The 16,276-nt window shown below is 69.6% G+C and carries 12 protein-coding genes; 2 read left to right on the top strand and 10 right to left on the bottom strand.

The window, feature by feature from the left end; translation table 11 throughout:
- Positions 1–74 precede the first annotated feature (74 nt).
- Positions 75–1,661 carry a peptide chain release factor 3 gene (locus VF632_RS08110; RefSeq protein ID WP_331022371.1) on the top strand — a complete coding sequence of 529 codons (1,587 nt, stop codon included), beginning with the start codon at positions 75–77 and terminating at the stop codon, positions 1,659–1,661.
- A 403-nt stretch (positions 1,662–2,064) separates the two neighbouring features.
- Here VF632_RS08110 and VF632_RS08115 read toward each other — a convergent pair whose 3' ends face one another.
- The 3 genes from VF632_RS08115 to VF632_RS08125 form a co-directional block, all read right to left on the bottom strand.
- The gene (locus VF632_RS08115; protein WP_331022372.1) at positions 2,065–3,075 is read right to left on the bottom strand and encodes a tetratricopeptide repeat protein; all 1,011 of its coding nucleotides are present in this window, start codon (positions 3,073–3,075) and stop codon (positions 2,065–2,067) included.
- An 8-nt stretch (positions 3,076–3,083) separates the two neighbouring features.
- Positions 3,084–3,692 (bottom strand): hypothetical protein, encoded by a 609-nt coding sequence (locus VF632_RS08120; protein WP_331022373.1) that lies wholly within the window; start codon positions 3,690–3,692, stop codon positions 3,084–3,086.
- Positions 3,693–3,820: 128 nt separating this feature from the next.
- Positions 3,821–5,167, bottom strand: a complete 1,347-nt coding sequence (locus tag VF632_RS08125; protein WP_331022374.1) for a sigma-54 interaction domain-containing protein — start codon at positions 5,165–5,167, stop codon at positions 3,821–3,823.
- A 425-nt stretch (positions 5,168–5,592) separates the two neighbouring features.
- On the opposite strand from VF632_RS08125, the gene VF632_RS08130 reads away from it, so the two are divergent.
- A complete protein-coding gene (locus VF632_RS08130) occupies positions 5,593–6,435 on the top strand; it encodes a 1,4-dihydroxy-6-naphthoate synthase (protein WP_331022375.1) in 843 nt (280 codons plus the stop codon).
- Positions 6,436–6,526: 91 nt separating this feature from the next.
- Here VF632_RS08130 and VF632_RS08135 read toward each other — a convergent pair whose 3' ends face one another.
- The 7 genes from VF632_RS08135 to glgX all read right to left on the bottom strand — a co-directional run bounded on the left by VF632_RS08135 (position 6,527) and on the right by glgX (position 15,778).
- Positions 6,527–8,347 carry a DEAD/DEAH box helicase gene (locus VF632_RS08135; RefSeq protein WP_331022376.1) on the bottom strand — a complete coding sequence of 607 codons (1,821 nt, stop codon included), beginning with the start codon at positions 8,345–8,347 and terminating at the stop codon, positions 6,527–6,529.
- A 30-nt stretch (positions 8,348–8,377) separates the two neighbouring features.
- Positions 8,378–8,917, bottom strand: coding sequence for a hypothetical protein (locus VF632_RS08140; RefSeq protein ID WP_331022377.1), 540 nt, complete (start codon positions 8,915–8,917; stop codon positions 8,378–8,380).
- Positions 8,918–9,156: 239 nt separating this feature from the next.
- Positions 9,157–9,405, bottom strand: coding sequence for a Txe/YoeB family addiction module toxin (locus tag VF632_RS08145; RefSeq protein ID WP_331022378.1), 249 nt, complete (start codon positions 9,403–9,405; stop codon positions 9,157–9,159).
- Between the two features lie 77 nt (positions 9,406–9,482).
- Complete coding sequence (locus VF632_RS08150) at positions 9,483–9,758, bottom strand: hypothetical protein (protein WP_331022379.1); 276 nt, start codon at positions 9,756–9,758, stop codon at positions 9,483–9,485.
- 190 nt (positions 9,759–9,948) lie between these two features.
- Complete coding sequence (locus tag VF632_RS08155; RefSeq protein WP_331022380.1) at positions 9,949–11,250, bottom strand: erythromycin esterase family protein; 1,302 nt, start codon at positions 11,248–11,250, stop codon at positions 9,949–9,951.
- Positions 11,251–11,700: 450 nt separating this feature from the next.
- On the bottom strand, positions 11,701–13,590 hold the full coding sequence (gene treZ / locus VF632_RS08160) for a malto-oligosyltrehalose trehalohydrolase (RefSeq protein ID WP_331022381.1): 1,890 nt from the start codon (positions 13,588–13,590) through the stop codon (positions 11,701–11,703).
- The gene (gene glgX / locus VF632_RS08165) at positions 13,583–15,778 is read right to left on the bottom strand and encodes a glycogen debranching protein GlgX (protein WP_349263984.1); all 2,196 of its coding nucleotides are present in this window, start codon (positions 15,776–15,778) and stop codon (positions 13,583–13,585) included. Before glgX ends, treZ begins: the two co-directional genes overlap by 8 nt.
- Between the last annotated feature and the right edge of the window lie 498 nt (positions 15,779–16,276).

The raw sequence follows: 16,276 nt of genomic DNA on the forward strand, positions 1-16,276 counted from the left end.
GGCTACGCGTTGAGGCGGGGCCGGAAACGTGTTACATTCAGCGGCTGTAGACCAAAGCCACCCAGCGAGCCGCCATGAGCAGGTTGAGCGAAGAGGTCCGCCGCCGGCGGACCTTTGCCATTATCAGCCACCCCGACGCGGGCAAGACCACCCTCACGGAAAAGCTCCTGCTGTACGGCGGGGCCATCCACCTGGCGGGGAGCGTCAAGGCGCGCCGCGCGGCCCGGCACGCCACCTCCGACTGGATGCAGATGGAGCAGGAGCGCGGCATTTCCGTGACCTCCAGCGTCCTGCAGTTCGAGTACGGCGGCAAGTCCATCAACCTGCTCGACACCCCCGGCCACCAGGACTTCTCCGAAGACACCTACCGCACGCTGATGGCGGCCGACAGCGCGGTGATGCTGCTGGACAACCGCAAGGGCGTCGAGGAGCAGACGCGCAAGCTGTTCGAGGTGTGCCGGCTGCGGCGCACCCCCGTGTTCACCTTCGTGAACAAGTGCGACCGGCCGGGCGCGCCCACGCTGCAGCTGATCGACGACGTGGAGCGCGAGCTGGGGATGAAGTGCTACCCGATGATGTGGCCCATCCTGGACGGCGACCGCTTCCTGGGCGTGTACGACCGCCCGTCGGAGCGGGTGTACCTGTTCCAGCGGGGCGAGGACCACGGCTCGTCGCGGGTGACGGCGCAGGAAGGCACGCTGGACGACGAGCACATCCTGGCGGCGCTCCCCGACGCGTCCATCAACCAGCTGCTGGAAGACCTGGAGCTGCTGGAGATGGCGGGGGCGGAGTTCAGCCCCGAGGCGTTCCTGGCGGGCGACGTGTCGCCGGTGTTCTTCGGCAGCGCGCTCACCAACTTTGGGCTGGAGCCGTTCCTGAAGCGCTTCCTGGAGCTGGCGCCGGCGCCGGGCCCTCGCGAGTCGAGCACGGGCACGATCGATCCGGAGAAGCCGGAGTTCACGGGGTTCGTATTCAAGATCCAGGCGAACATGGACCCCAAGCACCGCGACCGCATCGCCTTCGTGCGGGTGTGCTCCGGCCGGTTCGAGGCAGGGATGCAGGTGAAGCACGTGCGCACCGGCAAGCCCATTCGCCTGGCCAGCCCCACGCAGTTCATGGCGCGCGAGCGCACGCTGATCGACGAGGCGTGGCCGGGCGACGTCATCGGCATTCACGACCGCGGCAACCTGCGCATCGGCGACACCCTCTCGGCCGACGGAACGCTGGAGTTCGGGGGCATCCCGCGGTTCTCGCCCGAGCACTTCGCGCGGATCGTCATTGGCGACCCCATGAAGCGCAAGCAGCTGGACACGGGGCTGCAGCAGCTTTCGGAAGAGGGCGCGGCGCAGGTGTTCTACGCCGAGTCGCTCACCGGCCCGGCGCCCATCGTGGGCGCGGTGGGGCAGCTCCAGTTCGACGTGCTGCTGCACCGGCTGGAGCACGAGTACAACGTGCGGGCTCGGCTGGAGCGCATGTCGTTCGTGGCGGCGCGGTGGGTGGATGCGCCCAAGGCCGAGATCGACCGCCTTGCCGCCGGCCACGGCCGCATGCTGGTGTACGACGCCAAGCAGAAGCCGCTGGTCCTGTTCGACAGCGAGTGGACCATGCGCACCACCATCGACCGCGAAAAGGCGATCGCGTTCTACGACGTGGCTCCCTGAGCGATCCCGCGCACCCCCGAGCGAGGCCGGCTCCGGCCTAAGGCCGTGGAAGCACCGTTCGATTACGTCGAGGTTGGTCACGAACGGCGGACGGCACGAAGGGTCGAGGTACGGCGGATGCGGCATGTTCGCCACGTGGCGCATTTAGAACTGTCATTATAGGATAGCGGCACGGGCGTAGCGGCACCAGTGGGCGGCGGGGGAAGTTTGGACAGTGTACGGATTTGCGAGTTCCGGAATCGCCCGTGGCCCGAAGAGTGGGACAGCCCCAGCGCGGCACGGGCGAATGAATTCGCTGCAACAACCACACGAAGTCCGCGTTCGCGGACTGGCTTGCTCGGGTGGGTGTTTCGGTGTCGTGCGCGGCCGTGTATCGAGGCTGGCGGATGCTCTGCCAGGGGAACTACGCCTCGCCCAATCCCCGCTCGATGGCCGCCACCGCCTCGGACTCCGCGGTGGCACCCAGGGTGGCGAAGTGGCCGGCGGATTCCGCCAGCGCCGCGCGCGCCCCTTCCACGTCGCCGGTGTCGCGCAGGAGCAGCCCGCGGTCGCGCTGCACCTCCGCAAGCAGCAGCGGGTCCGCGTGCTGGCGGGCAACGTCGAGGGCCGACTCCAGGTACGCGGCCGCATCGTCTTCGCGGCCCCCCGCGCGGGCGGCGGAGGCACGCACGCGCAGCGCGTCGGCGCGGCCCAGCGGCTCGCCCAGGCGCTCGAAGCGCTCCAGCGCCCGCACCACCATCGCCTCGGCCAGCGCGCCGTCGCCCGCGCGCGCCCGCAAGGATGCGCGCTCCGTCTCGGCGATGGCCACCACGTCCTCGGCCCCCGCCTGCCCCGCCAGCTCGATCGCGCGGCGGAAGTGCGCGTCGGCCTCGCGGTCGAAGCCCAGGTCGCGGTAGCTGATCCCCAGGTTGTGGTGCGTTTCGGCCAAGCCGCGCACGTTGCCGGTTCGCTGGTACGCCGCCAGGGCGCGCTCATAATGCACCAGCGCCTGGTCGCGCCGTCCGCGCACGTTGGCCAGCACGCCCAGGTTGTTGCTGGCCCGGGTCGCCGCCTCGTCGTCGCCCCACCCGGCGGCGGCCTCCAGCAGCCCGCCCCATACCTCCCCAGCCTGCGCCAGCCGCCCCGCCTCGAAGTGCGCGATGCCCACCAGGTTGGCCGCCTCGGCCCGAACGCGGCGGTCTCCGCGCTGCCCCGCCGCGCGCTCCACCTGTTCCGCCAGCTCCAGCGCGCGTTCGGTGCTCCCCACCACCCGCGACGCCAGCGCGTACAGAAACCCCAGCTCCGGCTCGGCCAGCAGGGCCTCGCGCGCAAGCCCGGAGCCCAGGCGCTCCAGCGCGGGCCACTGCCCGGCCGCGCGCAGGGCGCGGGCGCGGTCCAGCAGCTCCGAATCCGGAAGGGGGGCGGTGGCGTCCACGGTGGAGCTCAGTGCCCGCCGGCCAGGGCGTAGCGGGTGAACCCCGTAAGGTCCGCGCGCACCTCTTCGGCATCGTGCACGCGCACGCTGCCGATGCGCTCCCACCGCAACCCGGGAGCCTCCTGCCGCCACCAGCCGAACTGGAAGTCCTCGTCGTCGTCGTCCACGTCGCCGTCGTCGTCGAAGTCGGGGTCCGCATAGGCGTAGTTCACCCGGAGCTCGGCGGGCTCCTTGGGATCGAACTTCAGCCCCGCGGGCGAGAACTCGAAGTTGAAGGCGCCCGTGTTCGCCACGCGGATGCGGATCTGCACCGAGTCGCCCTCGCGGATGGCCGAGCCGTCGGGCCGGCGCAGCAGCGCGTCGTCGCGCACGCGGAAGCGCAGGCACTCGGGCCCGGCGGCCTGGCCGGCCACCTTGTAGTCGATGCGCAGCTCCGTGTCGCGGCCCTTCACCGCCCAGAAGGTGGTGTCGTACGACTCCAGCGGCGGCGCGTCGGGTGCGGACTGGATGAAAACGAGCTCGTCCTCGTCCACGGTCGCGCCCCCGCCCGACGGGTCTTCGCAGGCGGCCAGGGCGGGCACCAGGGCCAGCAGGAGGAGAAATCGCTTGATCGGCATGTGCGTCACTTCAAAGAGGTGTGCAGTCGCGCTCCAGCGGTGATGCGGCAATGCCCGGGCCGCCTGGAAACACGCGTCGTTGCTGGATTTCGGCCGATCGCCACCGTGCGGAGACGCAACGCCCTGTCTCATTCCGATACATCGTCCGTTCCCTCCAGCAGCCGGTACAGCCGCGACCGGCTGATGCCCAGCGCGTCGGCCGCCGCGCTCTTGTTGCCGTCCACCCGCTCCAGCATGGCGAACGCCGCCGCTTTCTCGATTTCGTCCAGCGTCGCGGGGAACGGAAGCGGGCCACCGTTCCCGCCACCTGCGACAGCCCCGCCCGCGCCGCGGTGGAACAGGTCGTCGGGGCGGATGGGCCCGTCGCTCAGCAGCACCGCGCGCTCCAGCCCGTTGCGCAGCTCGCGCACGTTGCCGGGCCAGGAGTGCGAAAGCAGGGCGCGGCGAAGGTCGGGGGTGAGGGAGGGCACCGGCATTCCGTACTGGGCGGCCAGGGTGCGCAGGAAGTGCTCGGCCAGCAGCAGCACGTCTTCGCCGCGGTCGCGCAGGGGCGGCAGGTGGATGGGGATGATGCTCAGGCGGTAGAACAGGTCTTCGCGAAAGCTTCCCCGCTTCACCGCGCCGGCCAAATCCACATGGGTGGCGGCGATGATCCTCACGTCCACCGTCCGCGCCTTGAGCGCGCCCACGCGGCGCACCTGCTTGTCTTCCAGCACCTTCAGCAGCTTGCCCTGCAGGGTCAGCGGCAGGTCGCCGATCTCGTCCAGGAAGAGCGTGCCCCGGTCCGCCGCCTCGAACAGCCCCGGCTTTGCGGTGCGCGCGTCGGTGAACGCACCCTTTTCGTGGCCGAACAGCTCGCTTTCGATCAGCGTGGGCGGAATGGCGTTGCAGTTCAGCTCCACGAACGCGCCCGCCGCACGGGGCCCGTTGTAGTGGATGGCCTGCGCCATCAGCTCCTTGCCGGTCCCGGTTTCGCCGGTGACCAGCACGGTGGCGGTGCCATGGGGGATGATGCGCGCGGCCCGGTCCAGCGCGGCCTTCAGCTGCGGGCTCCGGCCGATGATGCGGCCGAAGTCGAACGCCTTTCGCTGCGACGCGGCCAGCCGGCCCCCCGCCTCGGCCGCGCCGCGCCGGCGCGCCCGCTCGCCCACTTCGTCGCGCAGCGCCTGCACGTCGCCGGGGAGCGCGAAGTAGTCCGCGGCACCCGCGCGTACCAGGGCGGCGGCCAGGCGGTGGTCCTCCCGGGCACCCACCACCAGCGGGGCCGGCGCGCCCGCCGCCGCCAGCTCGCGCAGCACCACCTCGGCCTCGTCCTCCACTCCCGCCACCGACAGCACCAGCGCAACCGCGTCCGCCACGGGTCCCAGCTCACCGGCGGACGCGGCCACGCGCGCCTGCGCACCGGCGAGCGCGGCCAGCTCCGGCCAGAGGGCGGAGAACGATTCGCTGCGTGCGATGACGTCCAGGGTGCTCACTACGGCGGGTAGGGCGGAAGGCGGATGGAGCGGCTGAAGCGATTCGTCGCGTCACGTGGCGCACTGTCTCGTTTCGATACGATATAGCCGACAGCCGTGGCGGCGCCAGTGCGCGGCTCCCGGGAGTGGAAGGGTAGACACGGAAAGGAGTTGAGAGTTCCGGGCACGTCCGCGGCTGGAGGGATGGGGCAGCCCCGGCAGGGGCGAATGAATTCGCTGCAACGACCACACGAAGTCCGCCTGCGCGGACTGGCTTACTTTAGGTGGCCGTTCGGGGATCGCTCGCGACGATGGTTCCGCCTTTCCCTGCGGTATCGTCAACCTTGATTACCGGACCGATTGGATTGAGCCGGATACTACGGTTGCATGCGCCTTTCCTCCTCGCGAAATTCCGCCTATCTCGATCACGCACCTCGTCGAAGCCGATGGCCGAAAATCGCACGCTTACGCTCGGCTATTCGCCGTGCCCGAACGACACGTTCATCTTTCACGCGCTGGTGCACGGCATCGTCAGGGCGGACGGGCTGCGCTTTTCGGAGCGGCTGGAGGATGTGGAAACCCTCAATCGGCTGGCCGCGGGCGCCGAGCTGGACGTCACCAAGATTTCGTACGGCGCCGCGGCGTCACTGCTGCGCGACTACGTGCTCCTGCGCAGCGGCGGCGCGTTGGGACGCGGGTGCGGGCCGCTGATCGTGGCGCGGCGCGAGCTTTCGCGCGACGAGCTTCGTACGGCGCCGATCGCCATTCCTGGCCGCAACACCACGGCCAACCTGCTGCTGCGCCTGTTCGCGCCCGATGCGCAGCCCGGAACGGAGCTCGTCTACAGCGACATCATGCCCGCGATTGCACGCGGCGACGTGGACGCGGGGCTCATCATTCATGAATCGCGATTCACTTATCCACAACACGGGCTCGTGAAGGTGGTGGACCTGGGAGAGTGGTGGGAGCAGACGACCGGCCACCCCATTCCTCTGGGGGGCATCATGGCGCGCCGTGCGCTGGGGGATGAGACGATCCGCCGCATCGACGACGCCATCCGCCGCTCCGTCGAGCACGCGTTCGCCGAGCCGGAGGCGTCGCGCGGCTACGTGCGCGAGCATGCGCAGGAGATGGACGACGCGGTCGCGAAGCAGCACATCGACCTGTACGTCAACCGTTTCTCCGTCGATCTGGGCGAGGAGGGCGAGAGGGCCGTCCGCGAGCTGTTCGCCCGCGCGGCACAGGCCGGAATCCTGCCGTCCGACGTTCCCGCTCCGTTCCTGGACTGAAACCGCGCATCATCAACGTCGGCGAGATTGGGAAAAACGAAGGGGCGCATCCCGGCTGAGGATGCGCCCCGTCGTGTTCGAAACACGTAGATCAGTCGCGGCGGCCCCGGAACGGCCGGTCGGTGCCGCCGTATTCGCCGCGCGGCCGGCGCGGACGCGGCGCCTCGCCGAAGTCGCCCCGCGGGCGGCGCGACTGGGCATCGGCGGCGGAGCCGCGGTCCTCGCGAGAGCGGCGGACCGCCACGGGACGACCGCGGATGCTGGCCTGCGACAGCTTGTTCACGATGTCGTCGGCATCGTTCTCGTCCACGTCCACCAGCGTGAACTGGTCGGTGATCTCGATGGCGCCGATGCGGTCGCCCGGCACGTTCGCCTCGCCCGCGATGGCGCCCACGATGTCCGCCGGGCGGATGCCGCGCCGCCGCCCGATGCCGATGTACAGCGTGGTCTTGCCCGCCGAACTCCGGCCCCCGCCGCCCCCTCCGCCGCCGGACTCCGCCCGGTCCACCCGCCCGCGCGGCCCGCGGCTCTCGCGGTCGCCGCCGCGGTCCGGGCGCCCCTCGAACTCGGGGATCTCCACGTCGGACCCCTGCAGCTCCTCCGTTCCGCGTCCCGCCGCGGCCACGCTCAAGGCCGCAGCCGCCACTTCCGCCGCGTCGAACTCCGCCAGCAGCGGCCCGATCACCTCGCGGAAGGGCTGCAGCGCCTCGCCCGTGGCGAGCGCGTCGCGCACCGAATCGGCCAGGCGCGCGCGGCGGCGGGCCTTCACCTCGCCCGGGCGCGGCACCTTGGCGTGCTCGATGGACTGCCCGGTGGTGCGCTCGATGGCCTTGAGCAGAAAGCGCTCGCGCGGAATCACCAGGGTGATGGCCGTGCCTTCGCGCCCCGCGCGCCCCGTGCGCCCGATGCGGTGGACGTACACCTCCGGCGTCTGCGGGATGTCGTAGTTCACAACGTGGCTCACGTGCTCCACGTCCAGCCCGCGCGCCGCCACGTCGGTGGCGATCAGCAGGTCGGCGGAGCCCTGGCGGAACTTGCCCATCACCCGGTCGCGCTGCCCCTGCGCCAGGCCGCCGTGAAGCGCCTCGGGGTGGTATCCACGCACGCCCAGCGCCTCGGTCAGCTCGTCGACCTCACCGCGCGTGCGGCAGAAGATAATGGCCGAGGTGGGCGCCTCCAGGTCAAGGATGCGGGCCAGCGCCTCGAGCTTGTGCTGGCGCGGCACCAGGTACGCCGCCTGGCGGACGAGGGGCGTTTCCAGCCGCTCGCGCTCGATGGTGACGCGTTCCGGATCGCGCAGCGCCTTGCGCGCCAGGTCGGCGATGCGGGGCGGGAACGTGGCGGAAAAGAGCGCCGTCTGCCGCTCGGCCGGAAGCTCCTCGATGATGGCTTCGATGTCTTCGATGAAGCCCATGTCCAGCATCTCGTCGGCTTCGTCGAGCACCAGGTACTGCGTGCTGGAAAGGTCCAGCGAGCGGCGCCGGATGTGGTCCAGCAGCCGCCCGGGCGTGCCGACCACCACGTTCACCCCGCGCCGCAGCTCGCGAAGCTGGCGGGTGATGTCCTGGCCGCCGTACACGGCGAGCACGGAGACGCCGCGCCCCGCGCCGTAGCGGTGCATGGCCTCTGCCACCTGCACCGCCAGCTCGCGCGTGGGCGCCATCACCAGCGCCTGCACGTTGCGGACGGAGGCGTCGATGCGCTGCACGATGGGGAGCGCGAACGCGGCCGTCTTGCCCGTGCCCGTCGCCGCCCGGCCGATCATGTCGCGGCCGGCCAGCAGCACGGGAATGGCGCGCACCTGGATGGGCGTGGGCTCCTCGTAGCCCAGCCCCTCCAGGGCGGCCACGATTTCAGGTTCCAGCCCGAGGTCCGCGAACGACGGGGGGATGTTCTCGATCTCTTCCGGCATCTGTCCGTTCCTGTATCGTTCTCCCGGCCTTCAGTAACCCACGGCGCCCACGTCGGGCTCGCGGGCAAAGGCGCCGAACGCCTCTGCCGGGTCTTCGTTCTGCTCCAGAAATCCGCGCAGCCGCCGGAACGACATGCGCAGGGTCCGCTCGCGCAGAAGCGAGTCGGGGTCCACCGGCGGCTCCAGCCACTCGGGGCGGTACTTGTCGGTGGTGGCGAAGTCGGGGGCGTTGTCCAGCCGCTCGGGCGGCTGCACCCCCAGCCCCGAGCGCACCAGCTCGAAGCCCAGCACGGGGTCCAGCCCCTCGGCCTGGGCCACGTCGTACAGCATTTCGGCTAGTTCGGGCGCCATCCCCACGTTCACCGCCTCCTGCACCACGTCGATGCGGCGGCGGCTGACCTCCTCGGCGTCGCCCCCCGCCGCGGCGGCGTCCAGCAGCCCGCGCGCGTCGCCGAACCAGGTGTCTTCGGCGCGCCGGCGCCGGCGCCGCTCAAGATACGCGTCGAGAGCGTGTTCCGCTCGTTGCTCGTCCGTCATCTCCCGCCCCGTCTGGTCCACTCTGCCTCCCATGTGCTCGGATTCCGATCGGATGCACGGGCGCAAGCAGCGGACCAGCGCGGGCGGAAGGGACGCAAAACAGAAAGGCGGCCCCGTGGCCGCCCTCATTTCGAGTAGTGGTACGTGCCGGACTTTCCGCTTCCAGGCGTTCGGCCATCTTCATACCACCGTCACAGGATTCCGTTCCGTCCGTCCACTCGACTCACTCATGAAAAGCAGGAGCCATGTGGGTACAGGGCCTTGGCCTGCTCTCACTTCGAGTAGTGGTAGCGCGCGGAAAGCAGCTCGATGCGGTCGGGAAGCACCTCGTACACCAGCCGGTGCTCCTGGTCGATGCGGCGGGACCAGCAGCCGGACAGGTCGTACTTCAACGGTTCTGGCTTGCCGATTCCCTGTTTAGGGTCATGTGCGATGCTCTGGACCAGTTCCAGAACGCGGACGACCATCCGCGGATCCGACCGGCTCCAGGCGAGCAGGTCGTCAAGGAAGCGGCCCATCATGACGAGGCTGCGCTCCCCCGCCGGAACCGTGGGCGGGGTCTTCTGCGGAGACCCGCCGCCTCGGGTCGAGCGTCGCGTCAAAATCCGAACGCACGGCGTATCTCTTCGACGTTCGCGAACCGGGTTCCCTTGCCCGCACGAGCTTCGGCGAGGGCCTCCATCAGCACGCGCGCGTTCTCGGGGGAGGCCAGCAGATACTCGGTGTCATCCTGGTATCCGTGGTATTCATCCCCGTTCCACCGTTCCTTCGTGCCCGCGAACCGCCTGACGACTCCAAGTGTCATGATCCCCTCCCTCGCCTTTGGACGCACCCGTGCCGGACTACTCTCGCCGGCAATGATGCGTGCGTCCACACTGTCACGCAAGGGTCTTGTTGTCTTTGTCCACTCTGCCTCAGGATTGCTAGGTGGCACCATGGGATCGGCCTATCCTTAAAAACGTTTGTATCGCCCTGGAACGCCGACGACTGCGAGCCGATCTGCAGCACGCACGTGACGCCAAGTGCGCGACGGGGATGGGCCCGCCGCGCACTCTTCGTTGGGCCTACATCCCCGTCGGGAAGGTTTCCGGGGGTTCGTGGTCCAGCTTGGCCGGCATCTTCAGCGGGCAGAGGGCGTTGGACCGGTCGATGTACAGCATTGCGTCGTAGCGCATCGGGAGGACGGAGGGCACGTAGTTGCCCCGCGACTCCCGCGTGGGGTGGTAGACCACGCCGATGGCCCGGTGCCCGCGCGCGTCCGCCGCCCCCTCCACGTCGTCCAGCTCATCCATCATCACCAGCTTGTCGTGCGCGCCGGCGGCATGGAAGACGTGCTCCCAACTGCCTTCGCGCGCATCGGGTACGGTCATTCGCTGCATGGGTGCGCCCCACTCCGTTCCCGCGATCACGCTGCCGCTGTGGGACGAGAACCCCGCGATCACCACCTCGCCGCCCCAGCGGTCGCGCGCCAGCGAGCCCACGTTCACCATCCCCACGCGCGCCATGTCGGTGGCCCGCGCATCGCCCACGTGCGTGTTGTGCTCCCACACGATGGCCTTGGACTGCGGGCCGTGGTGGTTCAGCAGGCGCTCCAGCGTTTCGACCATGTGGGTGTCGCGCACGTTCCAGCTCTGCGCGCCGCCCCGGATCATGGCGCGGTAGTACCGCTCGGCGTTGCGGGCGACGAGCGCGTTCTGCTCGGCGTTGAAGAAGGCCTCGCGCCCCTCGGTGCGGTAGTCGGGGCCCTTGCCGCGCAGGTCCATCAGGATGCGCATGACGGCTTCTTCGCACGAGGTGGGCACCAGGGCGGTGGCCATGGCGTAGTCCTGCACGTCCTGCTCGTACGGATCGAAGCAGCCGTAGCCGTTGCGCGCCCGGCGCGCGGCCTCGGGGTCCACCTCCTCCAGGTAGCGCGTCACCACGTCCATGGAGTCCCACAGCGAGTACACGTCCAACCCGTAGAAGCCGACGCGGCCGTCTTCAGGCAGCCCCTCGTTGTGGGCGCGCAGCCACTCGGCGAGGGAGGCCACCTCTTCGTTGGCCCACATCCACGTGGGCCAGCGCTCGAAGGTGTGGAGCATCTCGCGCGCGGTCTCGCGCCCGTCGACGCCCTTTGCCCAGCGGTTCACCAGGTAGCAGTCGGGCCAGTCGCCCTCGACGGCGATGAAGTGGAAGCCCTTTTCCGTGATCAGCCGGCGGGTGATGCGCTCGCGCCACGTGTAGAACTCGGAGGTGCCGTGCGACGCCTCGCCCAGCAGCACCACGCGCGCATCGCCCACGCGGTCCAGCAGGGGCTGCAGGTCGCCGTCGTCCTGCAGCGGGCGCGAGATGCGCTTTACTCCTTCGATCAGCCGTTCCTCCTGCATCCCTTCCTCCATGTCCCTTGGGCTGGGTCGGTTTCCTTCTACAGGTAGATTGCCGGGGAGATACTGCAGGTTTTGGGCGTGTGGTGGATGCAGAGGGGGGAGAACTTCGATCGCGGGCAGCCGGGCGCGGGTGCACGCCGCGGCGCCCCCCATCCCCAGCCCTTCCCCCGCAAACTGCGCGGGGGAAGGGAGCCAGTGTGGTGCGCTTCGGTTAGGCGAGTGCACTCGTCGAGGAACGCTGGCACAGGAACGTTGCGCTTCGACTGATCTCGGCGCATGCCCCTGGCAGCCCTCTCTCCCCGGCCCTCTCCCCCGCAAGCGGGAGAAAGGGAGAATTCGATCGTGCTTCGGCTGGCCCCGCACACTCGACTGGCGGACGCAGTCCGCGAAGGCGGACTTTGGGCCTTCGTTGCCGCGACTTCAGTCGCCCCCGCAGGGCTGAGGACGGTGTCAGCGCGGCCGGGTGGGGGGCCCTGCCGCCAGCACCACGGCCCCTGGCCCGCGCATCTCCAGCCGCCCGTGCGGCGACAGGCGCGCCACCTCGCCCTCCGTCTCCGCGCCGAACCGTCCCTCCTCCGTGGACAGCAGCAGTTCCCACGTTCCGCCGCCCACGGGCTGCGTCTCGGGCGCCGTGGAGAGGTCCACATCCAGCGCGCCGCCGAAGGAGGCGACGAGCAGCAGCGCGCTTCCGCCCTCGCCGGTGCGGCGGAGGGCCAGCGCGTGCTCGCCCAGCGCCACGGCGTCGAAGCCCTCGCGGGTGCGGCGGCGCAGGGCCGGGTGCGTGCGGCGCAGGCGCAGCAGCTCGCGGTACAGCTCCAGGATGCCGGAGTGCGGCATCCGCTCGCGCTCGTCCCAGCGAAGCTTGCTGTTCGCGAACGTGGCCGCCGCCTGCGGGTCGGGGATCTTCTCGCGCACCTCAGGATCGGCGAACGCGCTGAACTTGCCGAACTCCTTGCGCCGCCCCTCCGTCACCAGCTTCCCCAACTCTTCCGGGTGGTCGGTGAAGTACTGGAAGGGCGTCGACGCGGCCCACTCCTGCCCCATCCACAGGAGCGGCGTGTACGGCGAAAAGAGCAGCACGGCCGAGGCGGCGCGGTACACCGGCAGCGGAACGCCGTCCGTCAGCCGGTCGCCCATGGCGCGGTTGCCCACCTGGTCGTGGTTCTGAATGCAGTGCACGAACGCGCCGGGCGGCAGCCCCGCCGCCTCCGTTCCGCGCGGCGCCTCGTGGTTCTGGGACACCTGCCCCTCGTAGAACCAGCCGCGCTGCAGCGTCTTCACGAGGTCGGCCGCGGAGCCGGTGTAGTCGCTGAAGTACGCCTCGTGGTCGCCCGCCGTGTGCCGCCGCACCTGGTGGTGAAAGTCGTCAGCCCACACGCCGTCCAGCCCGTGCCCCTCGGGCGGGGGAAGGACCACGCGCCGTTCGTTGCGCTCGTCCTCGGCGATCAGCACGAAGCGGCGGTCCACCGACGCGCGCACCCGCTCGGCCAGCTCTGTCAGCACGTGCGTGGGCGAATCGTCCAAAATGGCGTGCGTCGCATCGAGCCGCAGGCCGTCCACGTGGTACTCGCGCGCCCAGTGGATAGCGTTCTGGATGGCGAACTCGCGCACCGGCTTTTTTTCGTAGTCGATGGCGTCGCCCCAAGGGGTGCAGTGGCGGTCGGTGAAGTACCGGCCGCCGGTGATGGCGTGCAGGTAGTTGCCCTCGGGCCCAAGGTGGTTGTAGACCACGTCCAGGATCACCGCGAGCCCGCGCCCGTGCGCCGCGTTGACGAAGCGGCGGAACGCGTCGGGCCCGCCGTACGACGACTCGGGCGCATACAGGAACACGCCGTCGTATCCCCAGTTGCGGGCGCCGGGAAACTCGGCCACCGGCATCGGCTCGACGGCGTTGGCGCCCAGCGCCACAATCTCGTCCAGCCGCTCGATCAGTGCGTCGAACGTCCCCTCGTCCGCGGCCGTGCCTACGTGCACCTCGTAGATCACCAGGTCGTCGTCGTCCGCCAGCCCCCGCCACGCCGAGTCCGTCCACGCAAAGGCGGATGGATCGACGACCGCCGACGCCTCGTGCACGTCGTCGGGCTGGTGGCGCGACGCAGGGTCGGGGAAGGCGCTCTCGCCATCCAGCCGGAACTTGTAGCGCGCCCCGGCACCCACGCCGGGGACGGTCGCGGCGAAGTATCCGTCCGCCCCGGCATCCAGCGGTACGACGCGCTCGGCATCGGGGCCGTAGATGACGACGTCCACCTGCTCGCTGGCGGGCGCCCAGACGCGGAACTCCACTCCTCCGTCTACTACGTTGGCGCCGAAGGGCAGGCGCCACTCGCTGGATTCACTCACCTTCCCTCGCCTCGTCCTCGATCAGCACCACCATCGACCGGCCCGCCATCGTGAACGTGGCACCGTCGGGATAGCAGACGGATTTTTCCTGCACCTCGGGGCGCGCGGTGTCGAGCATCACGCACCACCCGCGCGAAACGCCCAGGTCGGGAAGGGTGAACTCGATGTCTCCCCCGTCCACGTTGAAGAGCAGCAGGAAGTTCTGGTCGGTGATCTGCTCGCCGCGCTCGTTCCACTCTTCCATGGCCTCGCCGCCCAGCGCCATCCCGAAGCAGCGCACGTATCCAACGTTCCACTCCTCGTCCGTCATCTCCTTGCCGGCGGGGGTCAGCCACATGACGTCACGCACGTCGCTGCCGCGGATCTCCCGCCCGCGGAAGAACTTGCTGCGCCGGAAGGTGGGATGGTCGCGGCGAAGGCGTGCCACGCGCCGGGTGAACTCCAGCATCTCGCGGTCGCGCTCGCCCAGGTCCCAGTGCACCCACGCCAGCTCGTTGTCCTGCGCGTACGCGTTGTTGTTGCCGTGCTGCGTGCGGCCCATCTCGTCGCCGTGGCAGATCATGGGCACGCCCTGGGAAAGCAGGAGCGTCGTCATGAAGTTGCGCTTCTGCCGCTCGCGGGCGCGGATGATGTCCTGCCGGTCGGTGGGCCCCTCGACGCCGAAGTTGAAGGAGTGGTTGTTGTTGTCGCCGTCCTGGTTGTTTTCGCCGTTGGCTTCGTTGTGCTTGTGGTTGTAGCTGACCAGGTCGTTCAGCGTGAAGCCGTCGTGCGCGATCACGAAGTTGATGCTGGCGTGCGGCCGGCGGCCGTCGCTTTCGTACAGGTCGCTGCTCCCCGTCAGCCGGTAGCCCAGCTCGCCCAGCTTTCCCTCGTCGCCCCGCCAGTAGGCGCGCACGGTGTCGCGGTACTTGCCGTTCCACTCGGCCCAGAGGACGGGAAAGTTGCCCACCTGGTATCCGCCCTCGCCCACGTCCCAGGGCTCGGCGATCAGCTTCACCTGGCTGATGACCGGGTCCTGGTGCACGATGTCGAAGAACGCCGACAGCCGGTCCACCTCGTGAAGCTCGCGCGCCAGGGTAGAGGCCAGGTCGAAGCGGAAGCCGTCGACGTGCATCTCCTGAACCCAGTAGCGCAGGCTGTCCATCACCAGCTGCAGCGTCTGCGGATGGCGCATGTTCAGCGAGTTGCCCGTTCCCGTGTAGTCCATGTAGAACCGGGGATTGCCGGGCACCTGGCGGTAGTACGTGGGGTTGTCGATGCCCTTGAACGAAAGGGTGGGCCCCATGTGGTTGCCCTCGGCCGTGTGGTTGTACACCACGTCCAGGATCACCTCCATCCCGGCCTCGTGCAGCGCCTTGACCATCTCCTTGAACTCGCGCACCTGGTCGCAGAAGCCGCGCACCGAGGAGTAGCGGCCCGCCGGGGCGAAGTAGTTGATGGTGTTGTAGCCCCAGTAGTTGCGCAGCCCCCGCTCCACCAGGAACGAGTCGTCGACGATCTCGTGCACCGGCAGCAGCTCGATGGCGGTAACGCCCAGCGACTTCAGGTGCTCGATGATGGCCGGGTGCGACACGGCGCGGTACGTACCGCGGATGTCTTCGGGGATGTCGGGGTGAAGCATGGTGAGGCCCTTCACGTGGGCCTCGTAGATCACCGTCTGGTACCAGGGCGTGTCGGGCCGCCGGTCGTCGCCCCAGTCGAAATGGCCGTCGATGACCACGCCCTTGGGCACGGCGCGGTAGTCGAACTCGTCGTCGAGGACGAAGTCTTCGCCGGGCTGGTCCATCAGGTAGCCGAACGGCATGCCCTCGCCGCGCTCGCGGGCGCTCCAGTCAACCTTGCCGGCCAGCGCGCGGGCGTACGGATCGATCAGCAGCTTGAACGGGTTGCAGCGGTGTCCCAGGCTGGGATCGTACGGCCCGTTGATGCGATAGCCGTAGAACGTTCCGGGCCCGATCCCCTCGACGAAGCCGTGCCACACGAAGGCGGTGCGCTCGCGCAGGCGGTAGGTGCGCGAAGGCTCGGGGTCGTCGGGGGTTTCGAAGATGCAGAGCTCCACCTCGACGGCGAGCTCGGAGTAGATGGCGAAGTTGGTGCCTCCGGTCTTTTCGTCCCAGGTGGCGCCGAGGGGAAAGGGCTTGCCGGGCCAGGCGGTGACCGCCGTTTCCAGGAAGCCCGGGACGTACATCTCCGGCTGGCGCTTGACGGGGCCCGAGGGCACGGTCGGGGCCTGGTCGGGGTGAAGCCCGTGGGGCTGCGGCTGCTCGCTATCGGTGTTCTGGTCGAATTCCATTCCGTCGGTTCCTTCCGTCGTTTCGCGGGCGGCGAACGTGTCGCAGCCGCGTCTTTCAAAGGCACGAAGTCCGCCGTGCGCACCGCAGGGGGTACACTTCAGAGTATGGTGCGTCAGGCCAGGCCCGGTGCTCGGGCCGGCGCCCCCCATCCCCAGCCCTTCCCCCGCAAACTGCGCGGGGGAAGGGAGCCAGTCGAGTGCGCGGGGCCAGCCGAAGCGCTGGTTCAGGTCTCCCCCTCCCCTGCGCAGCGGGGGACGGGGGGAGGGGGCTCCCAAGGCATGCACCGAAAACCCGCCAACCCGCAACTCAAGTTCCCCCCTCTCCCGGCGCAGTTTGCCGGGGGAGGGGCTGGGGGAGGGGCCCGCCGCGGCATGCGCCGACCCTCTTGTCGA

It is taken from the genome of Longimicrobium sp. (genome assembly GCF_036388275.1).
Taxonomy (GTDB): Bacteria; Gemmatimonadota; Gemmatimonadetes; order Longimicrobiales; family Longimicrobiaceae; genus Longimicrobium.

Coding starts and splice junctions, on each gene's coding strand:
- VF632_RS08110 (WP_331022371.1), top strand. CDS start 75: ATGAGCAGGTTGAGCGAAGAGGTCCGCCGCCGGCGGACCTTTGCCATT.
- VF632_RS08120 (WP_331022373.1), bottom strand. CDS start 3,692: ATGCCGATCAAGCGATTTCTCCTCCTGCTGGCCCTGGTGCCCGCCCTG.
- VF632_RS08130 (WP_331022375.1), top strand. CDS start 5,593: ATGGCCGAAAATCGCACGCTTACGCTCGGCTATTCGCCGTGCCCGAAC.
- VF632_RS08135 (WP_331022376.1), bottom strand. CDS start 8,347: ATGCCGGAAGAGATCGAGAACATCCCCCCGTCGTTCGCGGACCTCGGG.
- VF632_RS08140 (WP_331022377.1), bottom strand. CDS start 8,917: ATGGGAGGCAGAGTGGACCAGACGGGGCGGGAGATGACGGACGAGCAA.
- VF632_RS08145 (WP_331022378.1), bottom strand. CDS start 9,405: ATGATGGGCCGCTTCCTTGACGACCTGCTCGCCTGGAGCCGGTCGGAT.
- VF632_RS08155 (WP_331022380.1), bottom strand. CDS start 11,250: ATGCAGGAGGAACGGCTGATCGAAGGAGTAAAGCGCATCTCGCGCCCG.
- glgX (WP_349263984.1), bottom strand. CDS start 15,778: ATGTACGTCCCGGGCTTCCTGGAAACGGCGGTCACCGCCTGGCCCGGC.